The following is an 11,999-nucleotide window of genomic DNA, read 5'->3' on the forward strand; positions in this document are numbered from 1 at the left end:
CCTAATAAAACAAGAACAGAGAACTCCATCATGGCGAGAAAAATCAGCTATCAGCAGGCAATCAACGAAGCCCTGGCCCAGGAAATGCGCCGCGATTGCAGCGTGTTCATCATGGGTGAGGACGTGGCCGGCGGCGCCGGCGCGCCCGGTGAGAACGACGCCTGGGGCGGCGTGCTCGGCGTCACCAAGGGGCTTTACGACCAGTTTCCCGGACGGGTGCTGGATACGCCACTGTCGGAAATCGGTTACGTCGGCGCGGCGGTCGGCGCTGCTACCTGTGGCGTGCGCCCGGTGTGCGAACTGATGTTCGTCGACTTCGCCGGGTGCTGCCTGGACCAGATCCTCAACCAGGCGGCGAAGTTTCGCTACATGTTCGGCGGCAAGGCGTCCACACCGTTGGTGATCCGCACCATGGTCGGCGCCGGCCTGCGTGCCGCGGCCCAGCATTCACAGATGCTCACGTCCCTGTGGACGCACATTCCGGGGCTCAAAGTGGTGTGCCCGTCATCGCCCTACGACGCCAAGGGCTTGCTGATCCAGGCGATCCGCGACAACGACCCGGTGATTTTCTGTGAGCACAAGTTGTTGTACAGCATGCAGGGCGACGTACCCGAAGAGCTCTACACCATCCCCTTTGGCGAGGCCAACTTCCTGCGCGATGGCAAGGACGTGACCCTCGTGTCTTACGGGCGCATGGTCAACACCGCGATGGATGCGGCGCGCAACCTGGCCGCGCGTGGCATCGACTGCGAAGTCATCGACCTGCGCACCACCAGCCCGATGGATGAGGACAGCATCCTTGAAAGCGTAGAGAAAACCGGGCGCCTGGTGGTCATCGACGAAGCCAACCCGCGCTGTTCCATGGCCACCGATGTCTCGGCGCTGGTGGCGCAAAAAGCCTTCGGTGCACTTAAGGCCCCGATTGAAATGGTTACCGCGCCCCACACACCGGTGCCGTTCTCCGATGCCCTGGAGGACCTGTACATCCCTGACGCGGCGAAGATCGAAACCGCCGTGCTCAACGTGATCGAGTGGAGCAAGCGCTGATGAGCCAGATTCATACCCTGACCATGCCCAAGTGGGGCCTGTCGATGACCGAAGGCCGGGTCGATGCCTGGCTCAAGGAGGAGGGCCAGGCCATCACCAAGGGCGATGAAGTACTGGACGTGGAAACCGACAAGATTTCCAGCAGCGTCGAGGCCCCGTTTTCCGGTGTATTGCGCCGGCAGATCGCCCGGCAGGACGAAACGCTTTCGGTCGGCGCCTTGCTCGGCATCGTCGTGGACGGCGAGGCCAGCGACGCCGAGATCGATGCGGTCATCGAACAGTTCCAATCCACCTTCGTGCCCGGCGATGCCGCCGACGAAGACAGTGGGCCCAAGCCGCAGAAGATCGAGCTGGACGGTCGGGTGATTCGCTATTTCGAACGTGGCGAAGGCGGTACGCCGCTGGTGCTGGTACACGGTTTTGGTGGCGACCTGAACAACTGGCTGTTCAACCACGAAGCGCTGGCGGCCGGGCGTCGGGTCATTGCCCTGGACCTGCCGGGCCATGGTGAGTCCGGCAAGGTCTTGCAACGTGGCGATCTGGATGAGCTGAGCGGCGTGGTGCTGGCCTTGCTCGATCATCTGGACATCAGCGTGGCTCACCTGGTGGGGCATTCCATGGGCGGGGCAGTGTCGCTGAACACCGCGCGCCTGATGCCCCGGCGGGTGCGCTCGCTGACCTTGATCGGCAGCGCCGGCCTGGGCGCGGAGATCAACGGCAGCTATCTGCAAGGTTTTGTTGAAGCCGCCAACCGCAATGCCCTCAAGCCGCAGCTGGTGCAACTGTTTTCCAACGCCGAGCTGGTCAACCGGCAGATGCTCGATGACATGCTCAAGTACAAGCGCCTGGAAGGCGTAGAGACGGCGTTGCGCCAACTGGCAGCGACGCTGTTCGCTGACGGTCGCCAGCAATTGGACCTGCGCGAGGTGGTGCAAGCCGGCCACGTACCGGCCCTGGTGATCTGGGGCAGCGACGACGCAATCATCCCGGCGGCCCACAGCGAAGGGCTGGCGGCGAGGGTCGAGGTGCTTTCGGGCCAGGGCCATATGGTGCAGATGGAAGCGGCCGAGCAGGTCAACCGGCTGATCCTCGAATTCATTCAACAGAACTGAGTAAACGGGCGGCGACTCGAGTCGTCGCCCCCCAAGAACTCTGGAGAGACGCTATGACTGTTTCAATCACGCCTACCCGTAGCATGCGCGCCGCCGTCTGGCATGGCCGTCATGACATCCGCGTCGAAGACGTGCCACTGCCCGTCTCGCCGCCCGCCGGTTGGGTGCAGATCCGCGTGCAGTGGTGCGGCATCTGCGGCTCTGATTTGCATGAATATGTAGCCGGGCCGGTGTTCATTCCGGTGGACGCACCGCACCCGCTGACCGGGATCAAGGGCCAGTGCATCCTCGGCCATGAGTTTTGCGGTGAGATCGTCGAACTGGGGGCCGGCGTCGAGGGTTTCAATGTCGGCGAGCCGGTGGCGGCCGATGCCTGTCAGCACTGCGGCACTTGCTATTACTGCACCCACGGGCTCTATAACATCTGCGAAAACCTGGCGTTCACCGGGCTGATGAACAATGGTGCGTTTGCAGAGCTGGTCAACGTGCCGGCCAATCTGCTCTACAAATTGCCCGCCGATTTCCCTGCCGAGGCCGGCGCGCTGATCGAACCGTTGGCGGTGGGCATGCACGCGGTGAAAAAGGCCGGCAGCCTGTTGGGGCAGAACGTGGTGGTGGTCGGCGCCGGCACCATCGGCCTGTGCACCATCATGTGTGCCAAGGCCGCCGGCGCGGCGCAGGTGATTGCCCTGGAGATGTCCGGCGCGCGCAAGGCCAAGGCCCTGGAAGTCGGCGCCAGCCATGTCATCGATCCGAACGAATGCGACGCACTGGCCGAAGTGCGACGCCTGACTGGCGGCCTGGGCGCCGATGTCAGCTTCGAGTGCATCGGCAACAAGCACACCGCCAAACTCGCCATCGACCTGATCCGCAAGGCCGGAAAATGCGTGCTGGTGGGGATCTTCGAGGAGCCCAGCGAATTCAACTTCTTCGAACTGGTGGCCACCGAAAAACAGGTGCTCGGTGCGCTGGCTTACAACGGTGAGTTCGCTGACGTGATCGCTTTTATTGCCGATGGGCGCCTGGATATTTCGCCGCTGGTGACCGGACGCATCCAGTTGGAACAGATCGTGGGCCAGGGCTTTGAGGAGCTGGTCAATAACAAGGAACACAACGTGAAAATCATCGTGTCACCCGCACGGATCTGAGAGCGCCTGAGGTGGGCGATTGGCGATGGCCAGCAGTGGCCATCGCATTTTTTATTCGGGTTTTGCGGGGCGGTTCAGTCAGGTCGATAGTCTCGCCAGACATACCCTTCGTTGAGCTGCAGTTGCTGTTCTTCTTTTTGCCGAAGCGGGCGGTCGCAATCGAGGAAGAACTCATCGAGCTGCGGCGGCTTGATGTCGGTGTCGCTGAGCATCGTATGGACTTGGCCACGGTGATGGACCTGGTGTTCGAACAGGTGCAAAAGCAATCGGTCGATGCGTTCACGCACCACGTCGTCGATGCGCACCAGGTCGACGGAGCGGGCCAGGTCTTGCTCGCGCAGAGACTCGCAGAACACCACCAGCCGCTGGTCGGTCCGGACCTGGCTCTGCATTAACTGAGGGAATGTCAGGCTCAGGGGAAAATCCTGCCTTTGGCCGTCACGCTTGCCTTCAAGAGCCGTCAGGTAATAGCAATCGACTTCGAGAATATGGCAAAGCGTGCCTTGAATGGACGGAAAGAAGCCCGTACGGGCGGCCACATAGTCGGCCTCGCTTAACTGCGTACAGACACTGAGCAGCCTGTGGTTGGCCCACTGGTTGTTCAGGGCCTGGGCCAGGAAATAGTTCATGGAAAGTCTCCCTGTCGTGTCCGCCAAAAAACCTGTGGGAGCGGGCTTGCTCGCGAAGACGGCGGCACATGCAGCATAGTCATATCAGACAGATCGCTTTCGCGAGCAAGCCCGCTCCCACATTGGTTTCTTTATCTACCTGGCGTGCTGGGTCGGTTCCTAAAGCCCTACATCCGGCAACACCGGCCGATTCGCCATGGCCTTGGCCATGATCTGCTCGACATACACCCGATCTTCTTCCGGCAGGGCCAGGCGTGGTGGGCGGGTGAGGGCGCTGCCGCGGCCGGCGATGGCTTCGCACAATTTGATGCATTGGACCAGGTCGGCGCGGGCGTCCAGGTGCAGGATCGGCATCAGCCATTCGTAGATCGGCATTGCTTCGGCAAAGCGTCCGGCGCGGGCCAGGCGGAAAATCGTCTCGCCTTCTTTCGGGAACACGTTGGACATGCCCGAGACCCAGCCTTCGGCACCCACAGCGAGGCTTTCCAGCACCACGTCATCCAGGCCGGCGAACAACACAAAGCGGTCGCCGACTTCATTGCGCACGTCGATGAAACGTCGGGTGTCGCCAGACGAATCCTTGAAACACACCACGTTGTCACAATCGGCCAGGGAAATCAGGATGTCCGGGGTGACGTCATTCTTGTAGATCGGCGGGTTGTTGTAGACCATCAACGGCACATCGGCATGGCGGGCCACGTAGCGGAAATGCTCGGCGGTTTCGAACGGCTTGGAGCCATAGACCAGTGCCGGCATCAGCATTACCCCGTCGACGCCGACCTTGCGCACCGCGTTGGCGACCTTGGCCGCCTGCACGCTGGTGAACTCAGCCACGCCACAGATCACCGGCACCCGGCCCCGGGAAGCGTCCACCGCGACTTCGGTCACGGCGATTTTTTCTTCGGCGCTCAGGGAGGTGTTTTCCCCCACTGAGCCGCAGACCACCAGGCCGGAAACGCCATCACGGATGACGTTGGAAATCACCTGATGGGTTTTTTCCAGGTTGATGGAAAAGTCATCGTTGAATTGCGTGGTGACGGCGGGGAAAACGCCGCTCCAGTTGATGCGTTTGCTCATGGGTTGTCTCCGGTTATTAAGGGTATTTCGTTGTGGCGAGGGGATTTATCCCCGCCGTGTGGGAGCAAAGCTTGCTCCCACAGGGGTATGTGCAAAATTCAAACTCATGCTCCAGGCCAGGTATCTGAAAGCCGATACCCCTGCGGCCACGGATCTGCCGGATCGAGCAGCAGTTGATGCGTGCCGGTGATCCACGCCCGCCCGGCGATGCACGGATAAATCGCCGGGCGTCCGGCCACATCGGTCAGAGAGTCGATGCGGCAGTGGAATTCGGAGCCGATGATCGAGCGGCCGATGAACCGTTCGCCGACCTGCATCAAGCCCTTGGCATGCAGCACCGCCATGCGCGCCGAGCAGCCGGTGCCGGTGGGCGAACGGTCGATCTTGCCGGGCTGGATCACCACGGCGTTGGCGCCGGTGGCAATGCCCTTCTCCAGGACGATGGGCGCGGCGATCTGGCAGAACGAAATGTGCGACCAGTCGGGGTTCAGCGGATGCACGAAGCCCAGTTGTTCATTGGCGGCCCGGGTGATCTTCAGCCCGACGGCCACCAACTCGGCGGCTTCGTCGGGGCGGATGGCAAAGCCCAGGCGCTGGGCGTCGACGATGACAAAGCTGTCGCCGCCATAGGCGGTGTCCACCTGCAACGAGCCCAGACCCTCGACTTCGATCCAGGCATCGAGGCGGTCGGCGAAGGAGGGCACGTTCTTGATCTCTACCCGTTGCACCTTGCCATCGCGGCAGTCGGCCACGGCTTCGATCAGCCCGCCCGGCGCTTCCAGCACCAGTCGAGTCTGGGGTTCGGTCATCGGCAGGATGCCGCTGTCTAGCAGCACGGTGGCGACGCACAATGAGTTGGAGCCGGACATCGGCGGCGTGTCGGCCGGTTCCATAATGATCCAGGCCATTTGCGCCCGCGGGTCCTTGGCCGGCACCAGCAGGTTGACGTGGCGGAATACGCCGCCACGGGGCTCGTTGAGTACGAAGTTGCGCAGGGTCTGGTCCTGGGCAATCCAGCGCGACTGCTCCCACACGGTGGCACCGGGCGGTGGGGCGACACCGCCGACGATCACGTCGCCGACTTCGCCTTCGGCGTGGCAGCTCACTACATGGATGATTTTCGATGAACGCATGGGTCGATCCTTGTGTTGTCCTGTAGGGCCTCATCGCGGGCAAGCCTTGCTCCCACAGGGTTCTGTGGCGTACACAAAACAGTGTGGGAGCGAGCCTGCTCGCGATAGGGCCATCCGCTATTTCACTGATTTAAGGAACGCCGCCGTCTCCGGCTGCACAGGATTGCCAATGACCTGATCCGGCGCTCCGATCTCATGGACTCGACCGTTGCAGAAGAACGCCACGCGGTCGGACACATCCCGGGCGAAGCGGATCTCGTGGGTCACCAGCACCATGGTCATGCCGTCTTCGGCGAGCATGCGCATGGTGTCCAGCACTTCGCCGACCAGTTGCGGGTCGAGGGCCGAGGTGGCTTCGTCGAACAGCATGTAGTCCGGCGACATCGCCAGCGCGCGGGCAATCGCCATGCGCTGTTGCTGGCCACCGGAAAGCTTGCCGGGAAAGGCCTTGAGCTTGTCCCCAAGGCCCACGTGCTGGAGCTGCTGCACCGCCAGCGCTTCGGCGTCCTGCTTGCTTTTGCCCAGCACCTTGCGTGGCGCCAGCATCACGTTTTCCAGCACGGTCAGGTGCGGGAAGGCGTTCCATTGCTGGAACACGATGCCGATCTTCTGCCGCAGGCGATTGATGTCGGTGGCGCGGTCATGGACCTCGACGCCGTCCACGCGAATGCTGCCTTTCTGGATCGGCTCCAGGCCGTTGATGCACATCAGCAGGGTCGATTTGCCGGAGCCGGAGCCGCCGATGATCGACACCACTTCACCCTTGTCCACTGTCAGGCTCACGCCCTTGACCACTTCCAGGTCGCCGAAGGATTTGTGCACGTTTTCGATTTCAATCATTTTCCTGCCACCTTCTTTCCAGACGCGCGCCAAGGCGGGCGACCACCAGGCTCATGACGTAGTAAATGAGGCCCGCGATGCACAGGACCATGAGCGGTTCCTGAATGCGGGTGACGATGGTTTGTGAAGCACGGAGCAATTCGACGATGCCGATCCACATCACCAGCGCGGTGTCTTTCATCACCCCGAGTACCAGGTTCAGCCAACCGGGGAAGGCCACCCGCGTGGCAATCGGCAGGACAATGAAACGCAGGTCCTGCAGGTAGCTCAGGCCCAAGGAGCGACTGGCGCGGCGGGTACTCAACGGCACCGCCAGCACACCGCCACGGACGATTTCGGTGAAGTACGCGGCGGCGTAGACCCCGAGCACGATGCAGCCGACGACGAAGGCGCTGAGGTTCAGGCCGACGATGCTTTTCAGGGAATTGAACAGCACGAACTGGATCAGCAGCGGCACGCTGCGAAACACGTCCAGCACCCAGGCCAGCGGCAGGCTGGCCCGAGGCGACAGCGCCCGCAACAGACCCATTAGCAATCCGGCCAGGGTGCCCAGCAGGATCGACCAGGCGGTCAGTTGCAGCGTGACCCAGGCCCCGTCGAGCAAGAACAAAAGGTCGTTAACGGTAAGGCTGGTTTCAAACATGGCGAGCCCTCAATAACAGAACCTTCAATAACGGAACAAGCGCCAGGACAACAGCCGGGCCAACCCGACGATCAGCTTGGCGATCAGGTAATACAGCACCGCCGCGAGGGCGAAGTATTCGAAGGTGCGGAACGTCTTGACGTTGTATTCCTGGGTGACGCCGGTGAGGTCGTTGTTCAGGCCGACGACCACGCCCAACGACGTCATCAACACCGCCCAGACCATCTGGTTGGTCAGCGGGTAGAACACGATGCGCAACAGTTGCGGGACGATGATCATCCGGTAAGCCTGCAAGGCGCTCATTCCCAAGGAACGGGCGGCGCGCATCTGCGTACTCGGCACGGCCTTGAGGCCACCACGAAAGTTTTCCGCCAGGTAACCGGCATTGTTGAAGGTGATGCCGGCCAGCAAGGCAAGCCAGGAACTGACGTGCAGCCCGAGGGAGCCGAGGCCGAAGTAGAGGATGTAGATCTGGAACAGCGAGGGCGTGTTGCGGGCGATGGAGACCCAGCCGTTGCCCACGCCCCGCAGCAGCGGATGACGCGCCTGGCGCATCACCGTCAGCGCCAGGGCGATCAATACGCCGAAGATCATCGACAGCGCGGCGGTCTCGAAGGTCACCCAGGCTCCGGCCAGCATGTCGGGCAGGGCGCGCAGGGCCGGGCGCCATTGGAAGCTGTAGTCAAACATGGGCGGGCCTCCCCGGTTGCAGCCACATGGGTGGCTGGCCTCTGGCCTTGGCGGTGCAGGCGGCCTCGACGCATTCGGCCAGGCTGGCAAAGTGCACCCCGCGACCCACCAGGCCCGGTGCGTAATGGGCGTACTTGCCGGAGTTGGTCATCAGCGTGGTGGCGTGCGGCGGGATCACCGGTTCGCCCAACATGCACCAGCAGGTATCGGTTACCAGCACCGCGCCGAACGCCTCGATGGCGCTCAGGTGGCCGGCCTTGCGGGCCTGTTCCAGCACCGCACGGCCGCAGGTAATCGCCAGTACCACGTCCGGGTGTTTGATCCGGCCTGTGCAAAGACTCGCCAGGATGGCGAATTCGCTGAGGGAAAAATGCGGGTTGCCCAGGGACACCACATCCACCCGCAGGCCCCGGGCGCTATTGAGCTCGCGCCAACTGGCGAGCAGGCCGTGGGCGTCGACGGTTTCCAGCGGTAACGTGGCGTCCGCCTCTAGGACCGCAGCTGGGTCGAGGGCTTCGGGCGTCACCCCGGCGATGTGGAACAACGGCGCGGCGCTGGTGGTGGCGAACGCGGCGCCGAAGGCTTTCAAGTCGTCCAGGGTCGGGGCTGCGTGTTCCAGGCCCCGTATCAGCGGGATGCGCCGGCCCGCCAGACTGCCGATGTGGTAGCCCAGCAGCGGATAGAAACTGTCGTCCACGTGACCCAGCACCGGCACGTCGATGATCAGCCCGGCCTTGCGCTGGTCGTCGAGATGACAGCCGCTTAACGGTGCGCGCCCGCACAGCGCAATGCAGATGTCCAGGAAGTCCGGGTACTTCTGCGTACGAGCCCCCAGCACGCTGTTGGCGTAGACCACCGCGTTGGATTCGGCCCAGACGATTTGCTCGCCGGCCTTGGGTGCGGTCTCCAGCAGGTAGGGCGCGCAGGTGAAACTCAGCTGCGCCCCCATCGCCATATAGGCATCGCCCAAGGCGCTGGCCGGCTCGCCGAGAGCCGGGTCGATGCCCAGCTCCCGCCAGCGGCGCTGGTCCACGGAAATGGAATTGAGGGTGGTCGGCACACGCACCTTCGCGCCCCACTGCACCAGTTGTTCGGCAAAGCGCAGGCTGGCCGGGCCGGTGTAGATGCAGCCGTCGATGTGGGCCTGGGTCACGTCCAGCAGCTGCGTGGCGCCCTGGATCTGGGCCATGCGCAGGACGATCTGCATCGCGATTTGGGCCGCCTTGCCGTGGGTGCCGTCGAGCAGTGCCCGGTCCTGTTCGGTGAGGCTGATGGTGGACGGCGTGGGCGGCTGCAAGGGAACATCCGACTCATGCCAGCCATCGTTGGGGCGACGGTCGGACAGGGTCAGGCAATCGCCTTCTATGCGCACAAACCCCTGGCCGCGCAACCTGCGCAAGGCCTCGCGTCCCACACATAACACCGGCAGGGAGCGTTGGAAAATCACCTGTGCCACCAGCACGCCAAGGGTCAGGATCTCATCCGCTTCGGCCAGCACCAGGGCGGCGGGGGCATGGCCGTTGCTGATCAGTTCCATCAGCACGCTGCTGCCGGTGCAGGAGCCGCGCCCGCTGGGAATCGCCAGCACGCGCCCTGCCAGGCGTTCGCCGCTCAGCGGATGGTGCCGGTCGATGACTTCGCCGCTGGCCGGATCGACCCCGCCCCAGAAACTCAAGCCGACATCGGCGAACAGCAGGGCGCCCTGGGCGGCACCCTCCACCAGACTGCGGCCCGTCACACGGATAGGCGTGCTTGGCATGCGCCGACCCTCAGTAGTAAACCTGCGGCACCGTCAGGTTGGCCGGCGGGATGTCGGTGCCGACCCATTTGACGAACAGTTCCTTGTACCGGCCCGTGCGCACCTGCTGGTTGACGAAGAGGTTGAGGTAGTTGATCAGGCCGTACTCGCTGCGTTTGGCGCCGAGGGATACGTAGTCGATGACGTAGGGCGCATCACCGGCGATTTTCAGGTTCTTGTATTTGCCCGACTTGATGGTCGCCGCCGCCACGGTGTTGGTCACCACGGTTGCATCAATATGCCCCTGAGCGACAGCCAGCAGCGTGTCGTTCTGCGACTGGTAGGCGCGGAAACTGCCGCTGCCCCAGCTCTTTTGGTCTTTTTCCAGGGCGATGGCTTCGTAGGTGCCGCTGGTATTGCCCAGGGCCTTGCCCTTGAGGTCGGCGAAGCTGTTGATACCCGTGTTGTCGCGGGTCAGTACCACCATTTGGAACGCGAAGTAGGGCACAGTCAGGCCGACGGTCTTGGCCCGCTCCAAGGTGTCGGAGGTGGAAGCGACGATCACGTCCGCACGGCCGGAGATCAGTGCTGGAATCCGGTCCGGGAAGGGCGTTTCCACCACTTCGGCGTCCACGCCGAGGACTTTCGCCAAGTCGTGGCAGTAGTCCACGTCAAAGCCTGCCGGTTTGTTGTTTTCGTCGCGAAAGCCCATGGGCGGGAAGTCCAGGGTCACGGCGCAGCGCAGTTTGCCTGCGCCGATGATGTCGTCGAGCTTATCGGCGTGCGCGGGGGCGATGAAAAGAGGGGTGAGAACAACGCTGAGGGCTACGGCCAGTACTGGGTTTTTCATAAATGCCTCGCTGTCGAATAAATGCGGTGAGATATCGTATTGAGGATTTCGTATACGATATTAGATAAGCAATCGGCGTGCCTGTTTGCGGGTTCTGCAAGGGAACGCCGCCATAGGGTGGAGATAGAGCCTTCCTTTCAACGCTGTGCCGCCCCGGGTATCGCGCCGGTGGTCCTCAGGATGTTACAGATGGGAGCAGCGGCGAGGCCCGACGCCCCGTTAAGGAACAGGAATCAGCGCTGATTCTCGCGGTACTGGCTGGGCGACAGGCTGGTCAGGGCACGGAACTGGCGGCTGAAGGCACTGTGGTCGGTGTAACCGCAGCGCAAGGCGATTTCGGTGATCGGCAGGTCCTGGTCCAGTAACAACCGCGAGGCTTCTTCCAGCCGTGCCTTGTGAATCATCTGCCGGGGCGTGAGCTGGAAAATGCGTTTGCAGTGCCGCTCCAACTGCGCCACCGACAACCCGGCGATGGCGGTCAGTTCGGCTAGGCTGATGGGGCGGGCGAAGTAGCTTTTGATATAGGCATCCACCGCCGCCAATTTCTGGAACGCCGGGTGGCTCGATTGGGGCCGTTGCAGGTCACGGGAAATGCCGGCCAGGCCGATGATCTGGCCATTGGGTTCGTGCAGGGCCAGTTTGTGGGTCAGGCACCACACCGGCTGGTTGCCGTAATACAGGTGCAGCTCGAGCTGGTCGGCCAGTTCCCGGCCGCTGGCCAGCACCCTGCGATCCTGTTCGGTGTACAGCGGGCCGAAGCGCTCGGGGAACACCTGCTCGGCAGTGAGACCGAGCAGATCACCGCTGTGCTTGAAGCCGCAGCGCCGGGCCAGGGTCTGATTGACGAAGGCGTAGCGGGCTTGTTTGTCCTTGATGAAAAACACCACGTCCGCGAGGGTGTCCAACAACGGCGCGATGGGTTGCAGGCTGCGTAGCAGGGTGTCCAGGTCGCAGGGGGCGAAGGAGGTGAGCGTGGGGTACATGGTCCAGCATCGCCTTTTGTGGGAGCGAGCTTGCTCGCGATAGCGCAGTGTCGGTCGAAAATCATGTGTCTGTCACGCCGCCATCGCGAGCAGACTCGCTCCCGCAAGG

The 11,999-nt window shown here is 62.8% G+C and carries 12 protein-coding genes; 3 read left to right on the top strand and 9 right to left on the bottom strand.

The features are described from left to right. The first annotated feature begins 30 nt into the window (after positions 1-30). The 3 genes from ACA047_RS13320 (at position 31) to ACA047_RS13330 (ending at position 3,307) form a co-directional block, all read left to right on the top strand. A complete protein-coding gene (locus ACA047_RS13320) occupies positions 31-1,047 on the top strand; it encodes an alpha-ketoacid dehydrogenase subunit beta (protein ID WP_497359656.1) in 1,017 nt (338 codons plus the stop codon). Continuing rightward, positions 1,047-2,159 (top strand): acetoin dehydrogenase dihydrolipoyllysine-residue acetyltransferase subunit, encoded by a 1,113-nt coding sequence (locus ACA047_RS13325; RefSeq protein WP_497359658.1) that lies wholly within the window; start codon positions 1,047-1,049, stop codon positions 2,157-2,159. Before ACA047_RS13320 ends, ACA047_RS13325 begins: the two co-directional genes overlap by 1 nt. Positions 2,160-2,242: 83 nt before the next feature. Next, positions 2,243-3,307: a 2,3-butanediol dehydrogenase gene (locus ACA047_RS13330; protein WP_497360342.1), complete on the top strand. Its 1,065-nt coding sequence runs from the start codon at positions 2,243-2,245 to the stop codon at positions 3,305-3,307. A 74-nt stretch (positions 3,308-3,381) separates the two neighbouring features. Here ACA047_RS13330 and ACA047_RS13335 read toward each other — a convergent pair whose 3' ends face one another. From ACA047_RS13335 to ACA047_RS13375, 9 genes are all read right to left on the bottom strand, one after another. After that, positions 3,382-3,936, bottom strand: coding sequence for a DinB family protein (locus ACA047_RS13335; RefSeq protein ID WP_497359660.1), 555 nt, complete (start codon positions 3,934-3,936; stop codon positions 3,382-3,384). Between the two features lie 159 nt (positions 3,937-4,095). Further along, entirely contained in the window at positions 4,096-5,013 is a 918-nt protein-coding gene (locus tag ACA047_RS13340) for a dihydrodipicolinate synthase family protein (protein ID WP_283557217.1), read from the bottom strand. Positions 5,014-5,117: 104 nt separating this feature from the next. Then, positions 5,118-6,146, bottom strand: coding sequence for a trans-3-hydroxy-L-proline dehydratase (locus ACA047_RS13345; RefSeq protein WP_497359662.1), 1,029 nt, complete (start codon positions 6,144-6,146; stop codon positions 5,118-5,120). A 117-nt stretch (positions 6,147-6,263) separates the two neighbouring features. Continuing rightward, the gene (locus ACA047_RS13350; protein ID WP_497359664.1) at positions 6,264-6,986 is read right to left on the bottom strand and encodes an amino acid ABC transporter ATP-binding protein; all 723 of its coding nucleotides are present in this window, start codon (positions 6,984-6,986) and stop codon (positions 6,264-6,266) included. After that, positions 6,979-7,629 (bottom strand): amino acid ABC transporter permease, encoded by a 651-nt coding sequence (locus tag ACA047_RS13355; protein ID WP_497359666.1) that lies wholly within the window; start codon positions 7,627-7,629, stop codon positions 6,979-6,981. Before ACA047_RS13355 ends, ACA047_RS13350 begins: the two co-directional genes overlap by 8 nt. A 24-nt stretch (positions 7,630-7,653) precedes the next feature. Then, positions 7,654-8,319 carry an amino acid ABC transporter permease gene (locus ACA047_RS13360; RefSeq protein WP_497359668.1) on the bottom strand — a complete coding sequence of 222 codons (666 nt, stop codon included), beginning with the start codon at positions 8,317-8,319 and terminating at the stop codon, positions 7,654-7,656. Then, entirely contained in the window at positions 8,312-10,078 is a 1,767-nt protein-coding gene (lhpI, locus tag ACA047_RS13365) for a cis-3-hydroxy-L-proline dehydratase (RefSeq protein ID WP_497359670.1), read from the bottom strand. The genes ACA047_RS13360 and lhpI overlap by 8 nt, the downstream gene beginning before the upstream one ends. A gap of 10 nt (positions 10,079-10,088) precedes the next feature. Then, a complete protein-coding gene (locus ACA047_RS13370) occupies positions 10,089-10,907 on the bottom strand; it encodes an ABC transporter substrate-binding protein (protein WP_497359672.1) in 819 nt (272 codons plus the stop codon). Positions 10,908-11,140: 233 nt separating this feature from the next. Next, entirely contained in the window at positions 11,141-11,890 is a 750-nt protein-coding gene (locus ACA047_RS13375) for an AraC family transcriptional regulator (protein WP_497359674.1), read from the bottom strand. Between the last annotated feature and the right edge of the window lie 109 nt (positions 11,891-11,999).

It is taken from the genome of Pseudomonas sp. LBUM1664, from assembly GCF_059695895.1.